This window comes from Clostridium sp. MSTE9 (genome assembly GCF_000277625.1).
Lineage (GTDB): Bacteria > Bacillota > Clostridia > Oscillospirales > Acutalibacteraceae > Faecalispora > Faecalispora jeddahensis.
Genome location: NZ_AKFU01000035.1, coordinates 128,218 through 148,523, shown reverse-complemented (window position 1 = coordinate 148,523; position 20,306 = coordinate 128,218). Strand labels below are relative to the sequence as shown.

21 protein-coding genes are annotated in these 20,306 nt (G+C 49.9%); 9 read left to right on the top strand and 12 right to left on the bottom strand.

Annotated features, from left to right (window positions below):
* Window positions 1-43: 43 nt before the first annotated feature.
* The 3 genes from HMPREF1141_RS09490 to HMPREF1141_RS09480 form a co-directional block, all read right to left on the bottom strand.
* A complete protein-coding gene (locus HMPREF1141_RS09490) occupies window positions 44-1,384 on the bottom strand; it encodes a relaxase/mobilization nuclease domain-containing protein (protein ID WP_009064023.1) in 1,341 nt (446 codons plus the stop codon).
* Window positions 1,345-1,674 (bottom strand): plasmid mobilization relaxosome protein MobC, encoded by a 330-nt coding sequence (mobC, locus tag HMPREF1141_RS09485; protein WP_009063806.1) that lies wholly within the window; start codon window positions 1,672-1,674, stop codon window positions 1,345-1,347. Before mobC ends, HMPREF1141_RS09490 begins: the two co-directional genes overlap by 40 nt.
* A gap of 244 nt (window positions 1,675-1,918) precedes the next feature.
* Window positions 1,919-2,272, bottom strand: coding sequence for a helix-turn-helix transcriptional regulator (locus HMPREF1141_RS09480; protein WP_035316873.1), 354 nt, complete (start codon window positions 2,270-2,272; stop codon window positions 1,919-1,921).
* Window positions 2,273-2,464: 192 nt separating this feature from the next.
* Here HMPREF1141_RS09480 and HMPREF1141_RS09475 point away from each other — a divergent pair, with 192 nt between their 5' ends.
* The 8 genes from HMPREF1141_RS09475 to HMPREF1141_RS09445 all read left to right on the top strand — a co-directional run bounded on the left by HMPREF1141_RS09475 (window position 2,465) and on the right by HMPREF1141_RS09445 (window position 8,556).
* A complete protein-coding gene (locus HMPREF1141_RS09475; RefSeq protein ID WP_009063912.1) occupies window positions 2,465-3,205 on the top strand; it encodes a MerR family transcriptional regulator in 741 nt (246 codons plus the stop codon).
* 72 nt (window positions 3,206-3,277) lie between these two features.
* A complete protein-coding gene (locus HMPREF1141_RS09470) occupies window positions 3,278-4,000 on the top strand; it encodes an ABC transporter ATP-binding protein (RefSeq protein ID WP_009063447.1) in 723 nt (240 codons plus the stop codon).
* Window positions 3,997-4,740, top strand: coding sequence for an ABC transporter permease (locus HMPREF1141_RS09465; RefSeq protein ID WP_009063918.1), 744 nt, complete (start codon window positions 3,997-3,999; stop codon window positions 4,738-4,740). Before HMPREF1141_RS09470 ends, HMPREF1141_RS09465 begins: the two co-directional genes overlap by 4 nt.
* 2 nt (window positions 4,741-4,742) lie before the next feature.
* Window positions 4,743-4,931, top strand: a complete 189-nt coding sequence (locus HMPREF1141_RS17120; RefSeq protein ID WP_155863579.1) for a cysteine-rich KTR domain-containing protein — start codon at window positions 4,743-4,745, stop codon at window positions 4,929-4,931.
* Window positions 4,932-5,364: 433 nt separating this feature from the next.
* The gene (locus HMPREF1141_RS09460; protein WP_009063481.1) at window positions 5,365-5,808 is read left to right on the top strand and encodes a sigma-70 family RNA polymerase sigma factor; all 444 of its coding nucleotides are present in this window, start codon (window positions 5,365-5,367) and stop codon (window positions 5,806-5,808) included.
* Window positions 5,789-6,040, top strand: a complete 252-nt coding sequence (locus tag HMPREF1141_RS09455) for a helix-turn-helix domain-containing protein (RefSeq protein WP_009063888.1) — start codon at window positions 5,789-5,791, stop codon at window positions 6,038-6,040. The genes HMPREF1141_RS09460 and HMPREF1141_RS09455 overlap by 20 nt, the downstream gene beginning before the upstream one ends.
* 446 nt (window positions 6,041-6,486) lie before the next feature.
* Window positions 6,487-6,750, top strand: coding sequence for a DUF6870 family protein (locus HMPREF1141_RS09450; RefSeq protein WP_009063916.1), 264 nt, complete (start codon window positions 6,487-6,489; stop codon window positions 6,748-6,750).
* Window positions 6,751-6,807: 57 nt separating this feature from the next.
* The gene (locus tag HMPREF1141_RS09445; protein WP_035316869.1) at window positions 6,808-8,556 is read left to right on the top strand and encodes a recombinase family protein; all 1,749 of its coding nucleotides are present in this window, start codon (window positions 6,808-6,810) and stop codon (window positions 8,554-8,556) included.
* Between the two features lie 430 nt (window positions 8,557-8,986).
* Here the strand turns inward: HMPREF1141_RS09445 and HMPREF1141_RS09440 are convergent, their stop codons facing one another.
* Genes HMPREF1141_RS09440 through HMPREF1141_RS09425 form a run of 4 tightly spaced genes read right to left on the bottom strand, consistent with a single transcriptional unit; the run spans window position 8,987 to window position 13,498 of the window.
* Complete coding sequence (locus HMPREF1141_RS09440) at window positions 8,987-10,504, bottom strand: ABC transporter ATP-binding protein (RefSeq protein WP_009063652.1); 1,518 nt, start codon at window positions 10,502-10,504, stop codon at window positions 8,987-8,989.
* Window positions 10,505-10,523: 19 nt separating this feature from the next.
* Window positions 10,524-11,558, bottom strand: a complete 1,035-nt coding sequence (locus HMPREF1141_RS09435; RefSeq protein WP_009064018.1) for a BMP family protein — start codon at window positions 11,556-11,558, stop codon at window positions 10,524-10,526.
* Between the two features lie 29 nt (window positions 11,559-11,587).
* Entirely contained in the window at window positions 11,588-12,466 is an 879-nt protein-coding gene (locus tag HMPREF1141_RS09430) for an ABC transporter permease (RefSeq protein ID WP_009063630.1), read from the bottom strand.
* Between the two features lie 3 nt (window positions 12,467-12,469).
* Window positions 12,470-13,498 carry an ABC transporter permease gene (locus HMPREF1141_RS09425; RefSeq protein ID WP_196795037.1) on the bottom strand — a complete coding sequence of 343 codons (1,029 nt, stop codon included), beginning with the start codon at window positions 13,496-13,498 and terminating at the stop codon, window positions 12,470-12,472.
* Between the two features lie 245 nt (window positions 13,499-13,743).
* On the opposite strand from HMPREF1141_RS09425, the gene HMPREF1141_RS09420 reads away from it, so the two are divergent.
* Window positions 13,744-14,469 carry a GntR family transcriptional regulator gene (locus HMPREF1141_RS09420; RefSeq protein WP_009063607.1) on the top strand — a complete coding sequence of 242 codons (726 nt, stop codon included), beginning with the start codon at window positions 13,744-13,746 and terminating at the stop codon, window positions 14,467-14,469.
* A gap of 177 nt (window positions 14,470-14,646) precedes the next feature.
* Here the strand turns inward: HMPREF1141_RS09420 and HMPREF1141_RS09415 are convergent, their stop codons facing one another.
* The 5 genes from HMPREF1141_RS09415 to HMPREF1141_RS09395 are packed head-to-tail and all read right to left on the bottom strand — an operon-like array spanning window position 14,647 to window position 20,299.
* Entirely contained in the window at window positions 14,647-15,216 is a 570-nt protein-coding gene (locus tag HMPREF1141_RS09415; RefSeq protein WP_009063647.1) for a flavodoxin family protein, read from the bottom strand.
* Complete coding sequence (locus tag HMPREF1141_RS09410) at window positions 15,213-16,838, bottom strand: hypothetical protein (protein WP_009063869.1); 1,626 nt, start codon at window positions 16,836-16,838, stop codon at window positions 15,213-15,215. Before HMPREF1141_RS09410 ends, HMPREF1141_RS09415 begins: the two co-directional genes overlap by 4 nt.
* Before the next feature lie 16 nt (window positions 16,839-16,854).
* Entirely contained in the window at window positions 16,855-17,808 is a 954-nt protein-coding gene (locus tag HMPREF1141_RS09405; RefSeq protein WP_009064069.1) for a dihydrofolate reductase family protein, read from the bottom strand.
* On the bottom strand, window positions 17,805-19,259 hold the full coding sequence (locus tag HMPREF1141_RS09400) for an FGGY family carbohydrate kinase (protein ID WP_009063477.1): 1,455 nt from the start codon (window positions 19,257-19,259) through the stop codon (window positions 17,805-17,807). Before HMPREF1141_RS09400 ends, HMPREF1141_RS09405 begins: the two co-directional genes overlap by 4 nt.
* Window positions 19,256-20,299, bottom strand: a complete 1,044-nt coding sequence (locus tag HMPREF1141_RS09395; RefSeq protein ID WP_009063661.1) for a zinc-binding dehydrogenase — start codon at window positions 20,297-20,299, stop codon at window positions 19,256-19,258. The genes HMPREF1141_RS09400 and HMPREF1141_RS09395 overlap by 4 nt, the downstream gene beginning before the upstream one ends.
* Between the last annotated feature and the right edge of the window lie 7 nt (window positions 20,300-20,306).

Here is a 20,306-nt window from a genome sequence, read left to right as displayed (position 1 = left end):
CTTCATTATACACCCATAATCTTCCTGCGCCCAGGGTTTTTCGTCATCTTTCCGTATATTTTTCCCGGTCCTGTTCTTTCGGGAGCGTAAGCAGGCTGTCCACATTTTGCTTGATGACGCTGTATTCCTTTGATTCCTGTCTTGCGGATTTATATTCGCTATACAGTTTTTCCTTTTCGTCGGCGAGGGTGTCATATTCCGCTTTCATCTTCTCGGCGGAGGGTAGCTTTTCTATCTTCATTTCCTTTAAGGCTCTGGCGGACGCTTCAAAGAGGATAATATCGCTCTCATGTCCTCTCAGGAACTTTTCCTTATCGGAGGATTTCCGATAGTTGTCATAAACGGGTTTCAACTTTCTAAATGCGGCGGCGTGCTTCATCAGCAAAGTGAGATCCGCCATGCGGTTTTCCGTGGTCTTGATGGAGGCAAGCAGCTTATCGCTGGCGGAGGCAGCAGCATCGACCTTTTCCTCCAATTCCTCATAGCTGCTGATACCGTGTTCCGTGAGGAAATTCATGGTCTTTGCCGCTTGTTTTAGATTGTTGATTTTTGCCCAATGAGCGAAACCGGCGCTCTCCTGGGCTTTGATGTTGTTCTGAATATCAATGAGCAGGTTAATTCTCCTATTATCCCTTTTAGGCTGTCTGGATGGGCGAGGCCTTCCGGCAATCCGGGCGGCAACGGCTTCCTCCGTATAATCGGCGCCCAGGGTTTTCATGCGGGTAAATCTCTCCTGGCCGGAGGCACGGCAGGATATGTATTTGCCCCGCTTGATTTCATATTCCTCGCTTTGCAGGCGGCGGATTAAATCCTCAAAGTCGGAGGATACGGGTATCAGCTTATCAATGGCGGCTTTGAGCTTGGCCTTGTAGCTGATTCCCGTTTTTTCAGCGGTGTACTCCGCATAGCTTTTGCCCCTGTTCTGTCCGGGGATGATGACCGACAGACCATGTTCCTTGCATAGCCGGTCGCTGACGCGGCGGATATAGTGATAGCTGCGTTTATTGGAATGGTAATGATGATAGTCCGCAAAACTAACGGCGTTAAAAATCAGGTGGTTATGGATATGCCCTTTGTCTATGTGGGTAGTAAGGACAAACTCATATTTGCCGCCCAATATCTCTTTTGCAAGCTGCATACCGATTTCATGGGCCCGTTGCGGCGTGGTTTCGCCCGGTTCAAAAGCCTGTATCAAGTGGCGTCCCAGGTGCGTCCCCTTGTCTATGGAGTGTTTGCGGGTCCAGGCAAATTCAATGTCGGCGGTTTCGGCGGCACAGCCAAAGGAGGATACTAAAAGTTTTCCATCAGTTTTTTCTGGATTGCAGATATAGTCAATCGCCTTTTTTAGCGTAGACTTGATAGGATGTGTCTTTGTAATAGCCATATCTGGTCCAGCCTTTCTTTGATTTCCACTATATCCGCTTCATAGATGGGAGCTCCCGCATTGAGCCGTTTGGCAATCTGGTTGATGTTCCGGCCTATTCCCTGGAGCTCGGAAGTAAACTCTTTGATATTTGCTGTATCGGTATAGATGATATATCCGTCAATCGCCATCTTGCGCAGATAAGCGCCATACCGTTGTGTCGGCAGGAGCTTCATCTTTTCCTCTATCAGCTTTTTTTCATCCTCCGTGACATAGAATTTCATCTGTATATTCCGTTTCCTGTTCGGCATGGCGTTCCTCCGTTCTATAAGGGTTTGGGATTATCCCAACAAGCATTTTTCGTTTTCGGGCAAGGGACCTAAAAACAGAAAAATTCGCAAGTGGGTACTCACTTGCTGTGCTTGCTACGTTACTCTATCCCTAATTCCTACAACAAAGGAAATGTTGCTTTTGCCAAATAATGCAAAGAAAAAACGCTACAAACTGTATTGTCTGTAACGCTTCTCATTCCTTATTCTGTTGTGTCATGGACATTCATTCGTCCTCTGTTTCGACTTCCTTAATCTCTTTCGCCGTGGCGGTGACTATCCGCAATCCCTTGTCGCTCATATCATCAAGCAGACTTTCAAGCTGTCTGCGCTGTGTGGATTTGTCTGTTTCCTTGTTCAGAAAAAAGAACTGGTCTACCGATACATCCAAAAGGGTAACAAGCTCGTAAAAGATTTGTAGGCTTGGGTGCTGTCCGCTGTTCTCAATGGACGCAATATACCGAGGGGCAATGTGCATTTTGTCTGCTAACTGGTTTCTCGATATTCCTTTTGCTTTTCGCGCTACTTTTATAGCTTGGCCGAAAGCCTTAAAATCGTATTTCTTGACTTCTCGTTTCATAATATTTCACCCTATTACATTTTACTGTTCACCTTTTTCTTTGGATATGATTACAAATATCATGTACTTGACTAATATAAATCATTATACTTATTGAATTAGACTGATTTCTTTGATATAATAAAACCCTCCATTATAACACCATACTTTGCGTTTATGTTAGTATTTAATCGGAAATGGAGGTGACTACACATGAACACATATAAAACAGCCGAAATTGCGGCTACCATCGGAATACACCCGAACACGGTTCGGTTATATGAGGAATTGGAGCTTATACCAAAACCGGAACGGCAGCCGAATGGGTATCGAATTTTTACGGATTTTCATATACAGCAATTTCAGCTTGCCCGCATAGCTTTTCAAATTGAGGTATTGCAAAATGGATTGCGGAAGAAAATTGTTGAAATGGTAAAGATCGCAGCAAAAGGAGATTTTGATAAAGCTATTGTCCTTACACAAGAGTATTTAGACCAACTTCAACAGGAACGTGCTAATGCGGAAGAAGCCATCACAATCGTGCAGCAAATTTTATCCGGCGGAATGCAAGAAAACATATATTGCTTAAAACGAAAAGAAGTATCGGAATATTTGAATGTTTCTATGGACGCGCTGCGAAATTGGGAAATGAATGGTTTGTTGACTATTAAACGTAAACAAAATGGGTATCGTCTTTATACTGACGAGGACATACAACGATTGAAAATCATTCGCTCTCTCCGATGTGCCAATTATTCACTTGAAGCAATTTTGCGTATGCTTCGGCAATTATCACTAAACCCCAATGCTGATATAAAGAAAGTGTTGAACACACCAAAGACAGGCGATGACATTATTACCGTCTGCGATAAATTGATTGTTTCGTTATCGGCAGCAGAAAATAACGCCCGAAAAATGATTGACAAGCTTCAAGAAATGAAAGTTAGATTTTAATAAACTCTTTATTTTACCACCAATGTTTATATTGGTGGTATTCTTTTTTTGTACAAATAAGGAGGTATCTATATGGAAGATGTAATCAAAGTTGAGCAGCTATCAAAATCTTACGGCAACCTGCTTGCGGTAAACAATGTGAGCTTATCTGTAAGGCGCGGCATGGTATTCGGTTTACTCGGAGCTAACGGCGCAGGAAAAAGCACCACGATTGAATGTATTTTAGGCACGAAAAAATCGGATAGCGGGAAAGTGTCTGTTTTAGGAATGAACCCGCTGATAGAGCGAAAGAAACTATTTGAAAAAGTAGGCGTTCAATTTCAAGAAGCCAACTATCAAGACAAAATCACCGTATCGGAGCTTTGCGAAGTTACAGCGTCGTTGTATCAGAAAGCAGCGAATTACCTTGATTTTCTGCAAAGGTTTGGAATTTCCGATAAAATCAAAAGCCCTGTAACAGAGTTGTCGGGAGGACAAAGACAACGCCTGTTCATCGTTCTTGCTCTCATTCCTAATCCGGAAGTCGTTTTTTTAGACGAGTTGACAACCGGACTTGACGCCAAAGCACGCCGGGACGTTTGGAAAATCCTTTCTGAGCTAAAAGAAAAGGGATTGACTATCCTTTTAACTTCTCACTTTATGGATGAGGTAGAAGCCTTATGCGATTGCATTTGCATTTTGAAACAAGGAGAAATTGTATTTTACGGTACGGTATCCGAAGCTATCAGCGCAAGCCCCTGTGATAAATTTGAGGACGCGTATCTTTGGTACACAGACGAGGAGGAACAAGCATGAAAACTTTTAGGACAATGCTAAAAACAGAATTGAAGCTCTCGCTACGAGGAATGGATATGTTCATCTTTGCAATTTGTGTGCCCCTTGTGGTGTTAGTCATTCTTGGTATCATTTACGGAAACAAGCCAGCGTTTGAGGGTGCGGAGTATAGTTTTTTAGAACAATCTTTCGGTGCGCTTGCCACAATCTCAATTTGTGCGGGCGGAGTAATGGGTCTGCCATTAGTTGTATCAGACTACCGCAACAAGAAAATACTGAAACGTTTTAAGGTAACACCGGTTAGCCCATCAATAATTTTACTGGTGCAAGTTGTTATCTACACGCTATATGCCGTTGTATCGCTGATACTGCTGTATCTCGCGGCAACAATATTTTTTGGTTATCAGCTTCAAGGCTCGCTACTTCATTTCTTGGGAGGTTATATTTTAGTAATCCTATCCATGTTCAGCATTGGAATGATGGTAGGCGGTATAGCTCCGAATATTAAAATCGCCAGTGTAATTGCAAGCCTATTGTATTTCCCCATGCTCATATTTTCCGGGGCGACGCTGCCGTATGAAGTCATGCCCGCAGCACTTCAGAAGGTCGCGGATATTTTACCACTGACGCAGGGAATAAAACTCCTTAAAGCTGCTTCTTTGGGCTTGGCAGTTGATAGCGTCTTAGTACCTATTATTGTTATGTCTGCTCTTGCTGTTATCTGCATTGCTGTTTCTCTAAAATTTTTCAAATGGGAATAGATTTGGATAATACGGAATGGATAATCTGTCCCGTTTGTGGTCAAAAAACACGGACAAAAATACGAGCAGACACAATACTAATAAACTTCCCCCTATATTGTCCAAAGTGCAAGCAAGAAAACATTGTTAATGTAAAACAGCATAATATATCAGTTATCAAAGAGCCAGACGCAAAGACGCAGAGCCGATAACTCGTGAGATAAATCACGGTTATTGGCTCTGTTTTTTGCTGTCGCTTTAATTTCAACCACACAGCCGCCGTTTTCTTTTTCAATAAAAGATAACGTGTGGTAAACGCTTTTTGGAAGATACGGCGGTATCAAGGAGGTATCGCCGTGTTAATTTTCTATCGACAAACCTGACAATTTATAACTTATTAAAAAAAGTCTATATCCTCCAACGGGATATTACGGCTATCAATATGAACACACACATCACCGACTAAAGGTTAATATTTCCAATTATGCCCGGCTGTATTTTTCAGCCGGGTTTTTTTGCGTTTTTCTCAAAAGTTTTTTAGAAAATCCTCTGCTATCTTTGGCAGTTTTCAATTTCTGTTTGTTGAGGGTTTACGAAAGGGGAAATCATCACCCGCTTTCGCGGCTGCGAAAGGAGGTGAATACCATGAATGAACCTGCTCGTACCCAATGGCAAATCCGTTGTGCGTTTAATGGGTTTTGCAAGGAAACGCTCCGAAACGAAGCGGCCAACGCTCACAATCATGTGAAGTGGCGGCAGTCACAGGAGACCATTTTTTCCGACCTGTCCCCGCAGGAGGAAAATCAGCTTTACACCTATGACCGCTATTTTGCGGATGATAAAGCTGAACAGTCCTTTTGTGTGGCTGGAAAGGAAATCTCCGCAAAACTGCTTGCCGAGGCTATGCACAGCTTGCCGGAAGAAAAACGCAAAGCTGTCCTGCTGTATTACTTCTTTGACATGAGCGACGCGGAGATTGCTGAACTCTATGCAATTCCACGCAGTACCGTACAGTATCGGCGGACAAGCTCTTTCGCATTACTAAAACGCTATTTGGAGGAACGCGCCTATGATGAAAACAGATGGTAACACCGGAAACGACGAGCGCGGCTTGCTGCCTTACCCGGTAATCATAGCCGCAAATAAGGGCGACCCGGAGGCTATGAAGATTATCGTACAGCAGTACGAAAGCTACATAGCCACGCTGTCTATGCGAAAACTCCGCGATGAACGCGGCAATACCTATTACGGCATAGACGAGGACATTCGGGACCGCTTGCGCTCAAAGCTCATGCGGGCTGTCCTTTCATTCAAGGTTTAAGTTAAGCACTCTGCGTTCCCCTTTCCGCAGATTGTAAACCCTGCCTTGCCTTTGCTCTTTGACAAAGAAAGCCCGCAAAATAACGGCGGTGCAGCATAGGGCATACGGATACATTCTGTCTGTATCCAGCCAAACAGCCGGTGCGCCATGACCTCTTATGAGCGAGCGATCAGCACCCAGGCTGCAAAGCAGGCGTGGCGGCTTGCGGGCGGAGACGTACAGGCAGGACAATGATACTCCCTTACAGCCACAGTCCGAGCGTTCAAAGCGTCGCAGGCAATGGGTAGGGCTCCGGCAGACCGCCGGAGGGGTGAAACTCCCGTGGAGCTGCGCCAGCAGCCATCCGCTTTTATGCCTTTCACACTGGACAATCAATCATCATATCATGGAGATAGAGGAAACTTTTATTTCTGATGTGGTTTTCTCCTGCCTTGAAAGGGGGAACTATGATGATTACGAACAGCGAATTGGAGGTTATGAGTAAGCAGAATATTGAAACAATCAACAGGAAAGAACTGGCGGATTTATCCGCTATTCACATAAGACAGGATTTGCCCCAGGTCGAAAAAATACTGGACTTCCTGGAGCAGATAAAAAATCCTTACTGCTTTCTCTGCGGGGATGTTCCCGTGAGAGTTTGCTTCACTGATGACGGCCCGAAGCTCGGCCAAACCCTGGAAAATTATTTTATTCGCATAAAACAAGGCTGACATTTTACCAACAGCGCGGCATAATAGTATTGTGGTTATGCGGGATTGGAGGGTAAGATGGCACGCATACGAAAATCGCAAGCGGATGGAAAATCCACATTAAAGAAAGTTGTTTGGTATATTGCACTCTATATCCGTCTTTCTAAGGATGATGGAAATGATGAAAGTCTCAGTGTAACAAATCAGAAGAAAATTCTCACGGAGTATGTGGAGAAATTTTTTCAAGGGGAATACGTCATTGTTGACTACTATGTAGATGACGGACGAACAGGAACGGACCATGACCGCCCCGATTTTCAGCGCATGATACATGATGTGGAGTCGGGAAAAGTCAACTGTGTTATCTGTAAAAACCTGGCCCGTGCTTTCCGTAACTATGCAGACCAGGGCTATTTCCTGGAGAACTATTTTCCTTTGCACGGCACCCGCTTTATTACCCTTGGCGAACCAAAAGTGGATACATACCTGAACCCCGAAGCGGTGAACGGTATGGAGGTTCCCATAAACGGGCTGATGAATGACCGTTTCGCCTATTCGACTTCCAGCAGTGTAAGGCGGACCTTTGACACCAAACGCCGCAACGGTGAATTTATCGGTGCTTTCGCCCCCTATGGATATGAGAAGCACCCTACTGATAAAAACGCTCTTGTCATTGACGAAGAAGCGGCTCAGGTGGTACGGGATATTTTCCAGTGGTTTGTATATGGTGATGGGAGTACGGAAACTGTCGTGGATGAAAATGGAGTGGAACAGGAAGTCTTGAAAGGCAGTATGAGCAAGGAGGGAATCGCCCGCAAGCTCAATGAAATGGGTGTACCCAATCCCACGCTGTATAAGGTGAAAAAGGGATACAGGTACAAAAATCCCCATGCTAAAGAAAATGATGGGCTCTGGATGGGAACTTCCGTTTCAAGGCTTCTGAAAAACAAGGTCTATGTTGGAACAATGGTACAGGGAAAGCAGCGGGTTATCAGTTACAAGGTGCATGATATGGTGAATGTTCCCGAAGAAGAATGGTATCAGGTGAACAATACCCATGAGGCCATTATTCCATTAGAACTCTTTGAAAAATCCCAGGAGCTTCACGCAAAGGATACACGGACCGCACCGGGCAAAACGGAAACCTACTTATTCTCAGGTTTTCTCAAATGTGCGGATTGCGGAAAGTCCATGACCCGCAGGGCGTCAAATGGTTTTGTGTACTACAACTGTTCCACTTACAAGAGGAAATCAAAGGACAAATGCACCAAACACACTATGCGGCTTGATGTACTGGAAAAAACGGTTCTGCTGGTTATCCAAAAGCATATTGAGCTTGTGGAAAGCCTGGAGGAAGTGCTTAACAACATCAATCAGGCGCCCGTTGTTCAGACAAAATCCACTCGGTTAGAACATCTTTTGAAACTCCGTGAACAGGAGCTTGAAAAAACCGAGGACTTAATATCAGGGCTCTATATGGACTGGAAGAACGGTGATATTACCCGTGGACAGTACCGAAAGATGAAAGAGAAGTTTGAACAGCAGGAAGAACAGCTAAAAGAGGTCATTGAGCACATCCGGGATGAAATCGGCACAATGGAAAGTGGGATTACTTCCGACGACCCGTATCTGCAAGCGTTCCTGAAGCATAAAAATATTCAAGAGCTTTCGCAAGGGTTATTGGTGGAATTGGTAAATACCATCTTTATCCATGAGAACGGAGAAATCACGGTACAATTCAAGATGGAAAACCAGTACAAACGCATTATAGACTTCATTGAAAACAACAAATATTCATTAACAGTGGTGGAGAATAAAGTAGGTTGATTTTAGCCGAAAAGAAATTCTCTATATTTTAACCGAACTGTTTGAGCATAAATTATCGGCTCCACGGGTGCAACAGGTGCAACTGGTCCCACCGGACCGGCTGGCCCTGCGGGTGCAACAGAACCCGTTATTTAAGGAAAACTGCGCCGTAAACGGTATATTTCGGCCCATCGATTTTTTATTGCGTGACGTAAGATCCAAGCGGCTTATCCATTTCAAACGGCTCGATTTTTTCATTCTGTTCTCCGTCCAGATATAGTATGCTTTTTTTGATTTCCATGAAAATGTTTCAACTGGCTATCACCCTTTGAGGTCTTTTCGGGAAATCTGCTGCATTTCGCTTGATCATTTCCGGTACTAACGATGCAGCAAAAGAGCGGCCTGATCCTCGGATAAAAACCGTATCAATCATCTATCGGACATGCTTTCTTTATGACTCTTTTCCGGTCATACACCGTCCAATGCTCTGCAAATCGTACGCTCCGCGGGAGAATTCCCGAACGATTTGTCCGCCGTACATTACGCCGATCCGGTCGCTCAGTTCCACCAGTTCCTCCAGCTCTGTGCTGATCAGCAAAATCGCACAACCTTTTTCTTTTGCGCAGAGCAGCTGCTCATGGATATATTCCACCGCGCCGATATCCACCCCTCTGGTCAGATGAACGGCAATTAGCAAGCGCGGATTGGTCTCGAGCTCGCGCGCCACAATCAGCTTTTGCTGATTCCCACCCGACAGAGCCTGTGCCGGCGTATGAACGCTGCCCGTACGAATCTGGTACCGGTTCAGCAGATCGGCCGCAAATGCGTCTGCTTTTTTCCACGACAGGAAACCGAACCGGCTTTTCATAGACCTATTCCGATAGGTATGAAAGATCAGATTCTCACTCACGGAAAAGGGCATGACCAGCCCTACCCGCCGCCGGTCCTCCGGAATATGTGCTACTCCCAATTCCAGAACTCTGCCCGGGGAAAGTGATTCGGTCCTCATTCCTTCTATCCAAACCGTACCGCCGACCGGACGGGTCAGCGAAGCGATGCACTGGGCCAGCTCGTTCTGCCCATTCCCATCCACACCCGCAATCCCATAAAATTCCCCGGCGCGGACCTGCAGGTTGACATCGTTTACCGCGGCACGGCCTTGGGAGTGATGATTAACGTAAAGGTGTTCCACTCGTAAAACTTCATTTCCAAGAGATTTTCCGAAAGAATCCCGGGGCTGTGTAAGTTCTTTGCCCACCATCATGCGTACCAGTGTATCCGGATCACATCCCTGGGCGGAGATAGTGCCTACCACCCGGCCGGCTCTGAGCACAGTAATGGTGTCGCTGACGCTCAAAACCTCCTGAAGTTTATGCGAGATAAAAATAACGGAACCGCCTGCACGTGCAAATTCCCGTACGAATTCCAGAAAATCTTCGGTTTCAGGCGGTGTGAGCACGGCTGTAGGTTCATCCAGAATCAAAACACGACAGTCGTACAGCAGCGCCTTGATAATTTCGGCTCTTTGCTGTTGACCGACCGACAGATCACAGACTTTAGCGGACAGATCGACGCTGAAATGATACCGCCCGGCCAGCGTTTCAATTTTTTTTTGGATCGCGGCCGGAGAGAAGACCCACCCGGTATCTTTTCGGTTCATCGCCAGAACCATGTTTTCCAGCACCGTGAGGGCGGGCACCAGCATAAAGTGCTGATGCACCATACCGATTCCGTTTGCGATCGCATCTCTTGGGGAGCACAGGCGTACCGTTTTCCCGTCCACCCGGATTTCCCCGGAGTCCGGACGGCAGGAGCCGTACAGAATATTCATCAGTGTACTCTTTCCTGCCCCGTTTTCGCCCAGCAGAGCGTGAACACTGCCTGCGGATACAGAAAAGGAAATGTCGTCGTTCGCAACCACAAGCGGGTACCTTTTCGTGATACCGCATACCTCCAATACAGGTTCCAATCCCTCGCCCCCTTTTCGTCTATTTTTCAGAGGGAGCCGAGGCTTCGGCAGCCAGTGAATTCACATCGATTTTCCCCTGCGCCAGCTGTTCGGAAAGCTCCCGGAGCCCTACTTTCTTCTCTTCTGTGATCCGGTCCTCATAAACTCCCGTAAAGTCGCTGAGATAGATTGCCTTTTCCGCAATGCCAAAACGGTATTCTTTTGCTTCCAGCTTGCCCTGCGCTGCAAGGTGCCCGGCTGCAACAATTGTCTGGCTCAGATCCTGCATCACATTGACAACAACGCTGTTCGGACCCGCGGCAAGCTGATCTCCAATTGCGCCGACATTCATCACACCTCGCTCTTCGCAGGCTGTGATGGCTCCCAGACTCGCGTGATCGGCATTCTGTGACAAAACGTCCACCCCCTTGTCGATCACAGACAGGGCGTTTTCCTTGACCTTGGCAGCATCCTCCAGTGTGCCACTGTACACCATATTCAGCTGAATCTTCGGCTCGATATACCTGGCCCCAGCCTCAAACCCGGCCACCGTCTGTTTCATCGGCGGGTTATCTGTGCCCGTGATCAATCCGATATTTTTATTTTCACTCAGCACGGCACAGGTAGCCCCCAGCAAAAAGCCAAACGCCGTATTGTCGATGGCCGTGGCGGAAAGGTTCGGCTCCGCAACCTTCGTACCGTTTGAAATACAAAAGTAGGTATTCGGGTAATCCTTGGCCACAACGGCGGCCGCGTCGCTGAATTCATAGCCGTGGCCGATGATTAATTTATAGCCCTGGCTGGCATACCCTCGGAATACCTGCTCACAGTCGGATGCCTTAACGCTTTCGCTGTATTTGATTTCGGCCCCCAGCTCCTCGTGAAGCTGCTCAATAGCACTCAGCGCAAGAGAAGACCATCCCTTGTCATTGACGGTGCCGGGCAGGATCAGTGCGATTTTCAGCGCTGCGCCATTGTCTCCCCCGGTGGAAGCGGTCTGTGTTGTCTGCCCGCAGGATGCGGCGGAAAGGCACAATATGCAGGCCATCAGCAAAGCGACGATTTTTTGTTTCATACAACATTTCTCCTATCCAAATTTCAGTTTCAATGTTCTTGCGGATAAAACACACCCAGCGCGGCAGGGGAAGAATCGGTACGGACAAACCCGGCCTGCGCAAAAACAGTGAGTAAATATGGAATCATCAGGATAAACTGGAACGGCACATTGCTGCCCATCGCCTGCAGCCGGTACTGAACCGCCTCGCCCGTACCGTAGAGCAGCACGGCAAGCATGGTGCCGAAAGGCGTGTATCTTCCAAGGGAAACTGCTGCCATCGCAATATATCCCCGCCCATTGGACATGTTTTCAATAAAGAAGTCGAGCTGGCCAAGAGAAAGAAACGCACCGCCTGCACCGATCAGCAGGGCACCCAGAAAACAGCTGAGATACCGCGTACGGCAGACACTGTATCCTGCCGCCTCTACCGCAGCGGGGAATTCCCCTGCAGAGCGGATGCGGATTCCGGCGCGTGTGCGCCGGTAAAAGAAAGAAACGGCTGGTACCAGAAGAAACGCGGCAAATACAGGGAAAGGAAGACCAAACACCACCGACACAAACCGGTCAAGCTTAGGCGGGTTCTGGTTCAGCCCGAACACGCCGCGGCTGAGCGTCGTTGTCAGCCCGCTGGCCAACAGATTGAATGCAACGCCCAGCACCACCTGATTGATCGGCAGACAGACGGCAAACAGCGCGAAAAACATGCCGAAGGCCGCCGTAACAAGCATGGCAAACAAAAAGCCTGCCCAAACGCTGTGAAACGAAAAGGTGCCGATTACCCCGGCAAACGCCCCCACCAGCATCATCCCCTCCGCCGCCATATTGACAATGCCCGACGACTGCATCAGCAGTACGCCCAATGCCACAAACAGAATCGGGGTGGAACAGCGGATCACCGTCATCAGAAAAGCAGTTATCAGCTCCATCAGTCATACCCTCCTTTTCCGCAGAACGGGATATTTGGGCAGCCTGACCAGCATGGACAAAATGATCGCCGCCTGGATCACGTTAATCATTGCGAGCGGAACATGAGTCATCATCTGCAGCATATTTCCGCCGCTGCGCAGCCCGCCGAACAGAATCGCCGCCAGCAGTATCCCAACCGGATGGTTGCCGCCCAAAAGCGCCACCGCAATCCCGTCAAAACCGTATCCTGATGAAAAATCCTGCATCAGGCGGAACTGAACGCCCAGGATTTCCATACTGCCGGCCAGCCCGCCAAGCCCTCCGCTGAGCAGCATGGCAACCATCAGATCTTTTTTTACATTCATGCCCGCGTATCTTGCCGCATCCTGATTCTGCCCCACGAGCCGCATTTCGTAGCCGGCCGGCAGCCAGCGAAAAAAGATTCCGTACACAGCCAGTGCACACAGGGCGATCAGCAGCCCGATATGCAGGCGTGAGCCTTCAAACGGACGGATCAGACGGACGCTTTCATAAACCTGTGCCGACTGGGGATAAGCGCCGCCCGGCTCGCGCAGCGGGCCGCCGGCACAGTAATTGACAAACAGCACCGCGACATAATTCAGCATCACAGTGGTTATAATCTCGCTCGCACCATAACGTACCCTGAGAAAACCAACGATTCCACCCCACAGCGCCCCGCCCAGAAAACCGCACAGCAGCGCCAGCGCCACATGGAGCGCCGCCGGCATTCCCTGAAAATGGATTCCGGCCCATGTGCTGCACAAGGCGCCGATGTAAAGCTGGCCCTCCGCCCCAATGTTGATCAGCCCGCAGCGAAAAGCGAAAGAATAACTGAGTGCCGTAAAAATGAGAGGTGTTGTCTTGATCAGCGTCTCCCCCAGCTGCATCGGACCGCCGAAGGCGCCCTGAAACAGGATGGAATAAGCGGAAATACAGTTTTCTCCCACCAGTACAATCACGGCTGCTCCCACGATCAGAGCGAAAAGAACCGACAAGAATGGCCTTTGCATCTTCTGTAGCCCTTGTTTCAATATTGCCCCTCCCTTTTTGCAAATCGGCTCCCGTTTTTCTCTATGTGAAAACGGGCGGCTACCGGAATTTCCGCAGAGTGTTTCAAGTCCCGCGCTTTTACCGGCAAATGAAAACCAAAATGTTATTGATTTCATCGATGATTTTTCTGGATTTTTCCTTTTTACATTGCTATAATAAAAATGACATAACGTCAATACATCGTTTGGGGTTATTCCCGGCGATTTTACGGAGGCTAGTGGAAATAATGATGCCGCAGTTTGAAAAATCCCCCTATTATTTACAAATACGCGAAAAAATTTTTGAAAAGATTGTTTCGGGCGAATACAAGGCCGGGGACAAGCTCCCTTCGGAGGATGCTTTGGCTTCCGCTTACGGAGTCAGCCGCATCACGGTCAACAAAGCCTTGTCGGAGCTGCTCAATCAGGGTCTGCTGACCCGTTCGCAGGGACATGGAACCTTTGTCAGCAAGCTGAGAAAAGAAGGGAAATCCAGCGATATTCTTGGCCTCTTTACCTCCATGGAGCGAAAAGGCTTTCGTATTTCCTCCCAGGTGCTGGAGCAGAAAATGATAACCCCGCCGAAAAGCGTTGCGCAGGAAATGAAGGTTCCGGTATCGCGCGAGCTATTCTATCTGAAACGCCTGCGCCGTGTCAACGGGCTGCCGATCGTCCTGCAGTCAACCTACATTGCACTGGGCACAGCCGGTGAACTGCTTAAAGAAGATTTTTCCACTCAGTCGCTCTACCAGACGCTGCGCAGCAAATATGACTGCATTATCACCCGGGCGGTCGACCGTGTGGAAGCTTTGATTCCCGACGGAGAAATCTGCCGGATGCTGGAACTCCCCGCAGAGACCCCGGCCCTTTCCACACGGCGCCTTTCCTCCGATCAAAACGGCGTGCTAGTGGAATGCACCAGCAGTATTTACCGAAGCGACCAGTACGAACTGGAAATTGAATACCACGGATAACAGCGCAAAAGACAGGCCACAAACAGGGCCTGTCTTTTTTGATTGAAAGCCAGAAACCCTGCCGGGTCTAATCTAGGCATTTTGCTGCCGGCGGGCGCGAAAGCAAAAGAAACGGGGAAATGTGTCCAAGCAAAACGCGCCTGCTGGCAGCAATTACCTCCCAAAAACCATTTGGGCTTATTGGCAAAGCCGGTTTAACTCGGTACAAAACCGGCGGGTACGCGCCAGCGCTTTCTTATTCTGCGCAGCGGGGAAACTGTCTGTCTTGCAGGCATAAACACTCCCGACAATGTCCTCAACCCCCATATGGTCAAAAGCAATGTCTGTAACACCCTCCAGCACAAGGCGCATATTGACCCATTCTCCGCCCGTTGTGACCAGAAGAAGACCGTGTTTGACCTTATCCGGCGATGAAAGGCTGTTTTTTTGAATATTGCGGGAAGACCAATAGCTCTGCAAACGTGAAATCAGCGTAAACAGCGGCGCGCTCATAATGCCAAAATGCATCGGAGTCGCCAGAATCACCGTGTCGCTGCGTTCAATCTCTTCATAGACCGACTGCATATCGTCCTGAATTGAACAGCCGGCTTTATGAAAACAGTATTTGCAGTCCTTACAGGGTGCAATATTCATCCGGTAAACATCCATTACCCTGACGTCGCCCTCCAGAACAGACTGCGCCTCCTTTACAAGGGCCATTGTTTGGCCGTCCTTTGCGGGTGATCCGTACAAAATCAGGGTTTTCATACCGGGACTTCCTCCTTTTCCATCACCTGTGGCACTTCGTGCATCTCTGCCTCCGGGCGCAGGCTGCTGTCGGGATCGGCTTTTTTCGCTGCAAAGGCCAGCACAAAGAAGAACAGTGCCATGACGACATACAGCATGGAAAAAGTCGGGGCGGCATTGATCATCACACTGGGCGCATGCATCAGTCCAAAGAAGGAGCACCCCGCGCCGACCAGAAATGTTACGCCGGTATTCAGCCATTTGCGGTCGATAATAAAAACGATTGCTGAAACGTAAATCAAGGCAACGCACATGGAGCCCTGTGCCAGAGATTCAAACCCGCTGGGGATTCCAGCGTTCGCATAGTCAGACAGCGTCACGTTCAGATCGGAAGCACCCGCGAATCCGGCCGTAAGCGCCGCATTTTTCGCGGCGGAAACCGCGCTGCCGATTTTGCCCCAGATCAGCTCGAACAGCGGAATGCCGACACCCACGATTACTGCGGGATAGTATTTTTTATGAATCACTTCAAAGGATTGTGCTCCGGTGCAGATACCGGCATAAATCAGCATAACAAGCGTTGCGCCCACAGGGATGATCGCCGTGGCGATCGCTACCAAACCGGTGGCGCAAAGCAGCAAATAAATGATGCCTGTAAACAGCGGGTAGCTGGTGCCGGCCTGCGCTTTTTTCCAGGCGGGATGGCCCCAGTAGAAATTCATGGGGAACGGATTACCAAACAGGGACCCCAGTATGTTCGTTCCGCACAGACCAAGCAGGCAGGTGCGCACTTCATAATTTTCGTCACTCTGCAGAGCCTGCTCGACGGACTGCATGACAGCAGTCACATCCGCAAATACGAAAGCAACGACCAAAGGCAGATAAGTCAGCGCAATTCCAAACACCTGCCCGTTGAGGATGCCAAACTGCGGGAAGGGCACATAAAATCCTACGGTCTGAAACGATTCCTGCAGACCGGCCACACCCATTACCCCTGTGACCCAGGCAATCATGGTGCCAAGGGCGATGGCGACAAACGCCGGAGAAAGCCTTTTCAGGTTTACTCTGCCGAAATAAAAAACAAACAACACAAACAGGGTGGGCACAATCACCCAGGGTGTTGCAAAGCCCTGTCCCAGAGAGGCCAGCACCAGCCACGCCAGCGAACCGCCGACCAGCGCACCCATCAGCGCTTCTTTCGGCACATAGCGCAATATAAAGTTGATGGCAAAGGCGCAGATCAGCATAAAAGCGGAATACAGCAGGCTGGCTGCCACTCCAACGCCCCATGCCGTGATGGCGTCTCCGGTGGAAAAGTACACCGGCACAATAATGGCATTCAGCCAGACAAAAAACGTACCGCCCGAAATGCCGCCCGGCAACGCCGTAATGTTTGGGTTCCCTGTTTTGCGGGCCTGATGGCGCGCATACAGGGTGCTGAACAAAAGCATCAAAAATGCAGCGAAGCCAATAGCGACCACAATTTTACCAAAAACGATTTCTTGAGGCATTTTAAGTACGCCGACCAGTACGCTTACCCCAACCAGGATTTTGGTAAAGCCGTCAAAGAATACGCCGATGGTTGCATCAAAATCTCCGCTTTTGACCCAAGGGATAGAAATCTGCTGTTGATTGCTGTTCATGATGATTCCCTCCTGGCTAATTTAGTGATGACGGATAGTGAAAGAGATACCTGAAATATTGAAAATACTCATTATAGACATGCTCCTGCAACAGCTGCATATGCGGATGGAGCTCCGAGGAAAATCCCTTTCCCGCTTTGCCGATGGTCATGGTGTCACCGCCGCCGATGTACACCCCCGACTGATTCAGGAAGAACTCATCCATCAGCCCCTGCGTAACCAGATAATGGGCATACCCGGGGGATTCGACGAGAAGCCTGCGGATTCCTAAACCGCGTAGCGCGCGCAGGACAAGCGGCGTATCCGGCATGGAGTTTTCCCCGCTGACCAACACATGGAGCTGCGTTTCCCCGCCCCTTGGCAGCCACAGCTTGAGTTCTTCCTCCGGCTGAGAAGCATCCGCCGAAGAAATTTCTCCGGCAAAATGAGCTCTAACATACTCCAGCCCCTGCGGGGAGGTAACGAACACCACGGGGATCTCTCTGCTGCGCAGGAGTGCATGGTCCAGTGGAACATCCCTTGCGTCGAGCGACATGACCAGATTCAGAGGGTAACGGGGATACCGGGCCCACAAGCGATCCCGCTGCATGCCGGCGTCCAGACAATACATGGCGTAATCCGGGTCTGTTTTTAAAGAATTGCCGCCGATGAGCGATGCGTCGCCGACTGCACGCAGGGCGTTCAGCAGCCAAAAATCCGTATCGCGTCCCGCCCCGCCCCGTTCGTTTTTTGCCGCCACATAGAAAGCGCTCGGCTGGTCGGCATAGGCCATTCTGCCGTCGACGGACATTACAAACGACGCGTACAGATACGGCCTTTCCTCCGGTGCCTGCGGAAAGCGCAGCGGCTCGCCGTACACCTGCTCCACAATAGGAGACGGAACCGGGATCTCCCGGAAGGTTTCCAGATCCTCACTCCGATAAATCGAACGGATTCTGATCTGCTCATAGTCAAACGGTACTGTGTTCAAGGGTTCCCCTCCTTTTGTCCGGCCAGGGCCTTATCCCAATCCATCAGATGCTCGTACATCACACGGTGGGTATGATACAGCTCATCGTAAATGCGGGCATTTTCCGGATTGGGAGAGATCACACGGTTATTGCCAAACCAAACATCGGTCAATACGGAATACTCCCCGATTTCTCCGCTGCCGTACAGAGCGAGAAACGCAATGCCGAGGGCGGTGGAGCTTTTGGGATTGATTGAAAGCTCGCTTCCCAGCACATCTGCAATCAGGCCGCAGACCTCGGGGGAATTGGCTCCTCCGCCGAATACATTGATCTGCCGGATCGGCAGGGACAGCGTTGAAATATTATAGCGGGCATTGAATGCGATCCCCTCCAGCATGGCACGGTACATATGGAACCGGCTGTGCCGCCCGCGGTAACCAAGCATAAATTCGGAATCCGGGCCGAAAAAGGAATTTGCCGTTTGCAGCTTGTAATGCGGAAAATACCACAGGCCTTCCGCCCCCGGCTCGATCTGATTCATCAGCCGATCCATCTCGCCCCAATCATCATAGCGGAACGCTTCTCTCAGGTGGGAAATGCTCTCCCCAAACGAAAGGATGCGGCCCACAAAATGCCCCCTTCCCGGCCCGTAATGAGGCACGGCCGTATACTCGCGAGGACTTTTTTCGGCGTAAATCACCGTTGCGGAGGTGCCGAGGTACAGCATCAGATGCGCTTCGTTATACGCGCCTCCGCCCAGCATGGAGGCAAAGGTATCTCCTACTCCGGCAATCACCTTTGTTTTGGTGGAAAGGCCGGTTTCTGCTGCAGCCGTGCTGGAAACGGTACCCAAAACCCGCACAGCGGGCGACGGCTCCGGCAGCAGCTCCGGCGAAAGCCCGAATTCCTCAAGGGCTCCCCTTTTCCAGCTCAGCGCCTCTTCGTCGAACACACCGCCGACCATGCAGGCCGCATCATAGTCGATTGCGGGCACACCGGTCAGGTGGTAAGCGAGAAAGCCGTGCGGAACAAATACCTTCCATGTTTTTGAATATGCCTGCGGCTCGTGCTTTTGGTACCAGAGTAGCTTGGGGAGCAGATGCCCGTGAGAAACCGGAGAGGGAAGAACCCGGTTGCACAAAGCGACTTCTTCGACCGCGCGGGTATCGGTATGCAGGATCGCCTGATGAACCGGCTCTCCCCGCGAATCCACCGGGCATAGGGCCGGAATCAGCCCTGTGACGCCGATCGTCAGAATTTCTTCGGGAGAGGAGACAACCGACAGGAACTGTCCGGCCGCCTCGCAAAACTCCCACCACCACAGCTGCATCGATTCTTCCTGATAGCCCGGCTTTGCCACCTCTATGCCGTGCTCATGCTGATACCGGGCCACCACATTCCCCCGCAGATCTACCAGCACAGCCTTCGAGCTGAGGGTACCAATATCAAACCCCATCGAATAGCCTTTCAAGACTGCTCCTCCTTTTCCATCAGCACCACCGCGCGGTAAGAAGACTCTTTCGGAGCTTCATAGAGCGCATCCTTCAGTTTTTTAAACGGGAAGCGCGAGGTAATCAGTCTTTCCAGATGAAGAGACCGGTCCGCCAGCAGACGGGAAGCGATTCGGATACTTTCCTTCGTATGTTTGGTGACTCCCGTCACGGTAATTTCACGATAATGAAACAGCTTGGGATCCAGAGTGATCAGGTCCTCGGCTTTGGTGCCCCCGTAAATGACGAGCGTTCCGCGAATGGCAAGCGATTGAATCGCGGTTTCGATGGCCGCCTTTCCCCCCGCCGTAAAGAATGCCTTTTCCACACCCCGCCCTTCGGTCAGCTTCTGAATCTCTTCGGCCACATTTTCCGTCAGGGGGTCGAACACGTAATCAGCACCGAACTCAAGCGCCTTCTCCCGGCGCAGCGCGCTCGGTTCGCTGACGATGACCGTCAGCCCGCGGTGCTTTGCCAGGAGCACATGCAGGGCTCCCATTGTTCCCGCCCCGCAGACCAGGGCAAAATCGCCCGGGCACACATTTGCCATATTCAGGCTGTGCGTCACGCAGGAAAGAGGTTCGCCAAGCGTCGCGGTTTCAAACGGAATATCATCGTCGATCCGATACACTTCGTAGCCTTTGGCCAGAAAATGCTCCGCAAAGCCGCCGGGGCCGTCCGCCTGTGGAATCTTGCGCACATCCTTTGCGTTTTCACACTGATTGTCGTATCCGCGGCGGCAGTAGTAGCATTCCCCGCAGCGGGCCAGACTGAGCACGATCACCTTATCTCCCGGCACGAGCTTCTGCGCTACCGCAGAACCCACCTTTTCCACCACACCGCTGATTTCGTGCCCCCCGGCAAAGGGAAAGCCCTTCGACCTCCCATAAAAATAGCCCTGTTCAAAGGTGCAGACACCGACCGCCCTGACCTTAACCAGCACCTCATCCTCCTGAATGGGCGGAAGCTCCACATCAACAAACTCAATTTTTTTCGGTTCCGGAAAAATAGCTGCTTTCATAACCGAA

Coding starts and splice junctions, on each gene's coding strand:
- HMPREF1141_RS09490 (WP_009064023.1), bottom strand. CDS start 1,384: ATGGCTATTACAAAGACACATCCTATCAAGTCTACGCTAAAAAAGGCG.
- mobC (WP_009063806.1), bottom strand. CDS start 1,674: ATGCCGAACAGGAAACGGAATATACAGATGAAATTCTATGTCACGGAG.
- HMPREF1141_RS09480 (WP_035316873.1), bottom strand. CDS start 2,272: ATGAAACGAGAAGTCAAGAAATACGATTTTAAGGCTTTCGGCCAAGCT.
- HMPREF1141_RS09475 (WP_009063912.1), top strand. CDS start 2,465: ATGAACACATATAAAACAGCCGAAATTGCGGCTACCATCGGAATACAC.
- HMPREF1141_RS09470 (WP_009063447.1), top strand. CDS start 3,278: ATGGAAGATGTAATCAAAGTTGAGCAGCTATCAAAATCTTACGGCAAC.
- HMPREF1141_RS09465 (WP_009063918.1), top strand. CDS start 3,997: ATGAAAACTTTTAGGACAATGCTAAAAACAGAATTGAAGCTCTCGCTA.
- HMPREF1141_RS09460 (WP_009063481.1), top strand. CDS start 5,365: ATGAATGAACCTGCTCGTACCCAATGGCAAATCCGTTGTGCGTTTAAT.
- HMPREF1141_RS09455 (WP_009063888.1), top strand. CDS start 5,789: ATGATGAAAACAGATGGTAACACCGGAAACGACGAGCGCGGCTTGCTG.
- HMPREF1141_RS09450 (WP_009063916.1), top strand. CDS start 6,487: ATGATGATTACGAACAGCGAATTGGAGGTTATGAGTAAGCAGAATATT.
- HMPREF1141_RS09445 (WP_035316869.1), top strand. CDS start 6,808: ATGGCACGCATACGAAAATCGCAAGCGGATGGAAAATCCACATTAAAG.
- HMPREF1141_RS09435 (WP_009064018.1), bottom strand. CDS start 11,558: ATGAAACAAAAAATCGTCGCTTTGCTGATGGCCTGCATATTGTGCCTT.
- HMPREF1141_RS09430 (WP_009063630.1), bottom strand. CDS start 12,466: ATGGAGCTGATAACTGCTTTTCTGATGACGGTGATCCGCTGTTCCACC.
- HMPREF1141_RS09420 (WP_009063607.1), top strand. CDS start 13,744: ATGATGCCGCAGTTTGAAAAATCCCCCTATTATTTACAAATACGCGAA.
- HMPREF1141_RS09415 (WP_009063647.1), bottom strand. CDS start 15,216: ATGAAAACCCTGATTTTGTACGGATCACCCGCAAAGGACGGCCAAACA.
- HMPREF1141_RS09410 (WP_009063869.1), bottom strand. CDS start 16,838: ATGAACAGCAATCAACAGCAGATTTCTATCCCTTGGGTCAAAAGCGGA.
- HMPREF1141_RS09395 (WP_009063661.1), bottom strand. CDS start 20,299: ATGAAAGCAGCTATTTTTCCGGAACCGAAAAAAATTGAGTTTGTTGAT.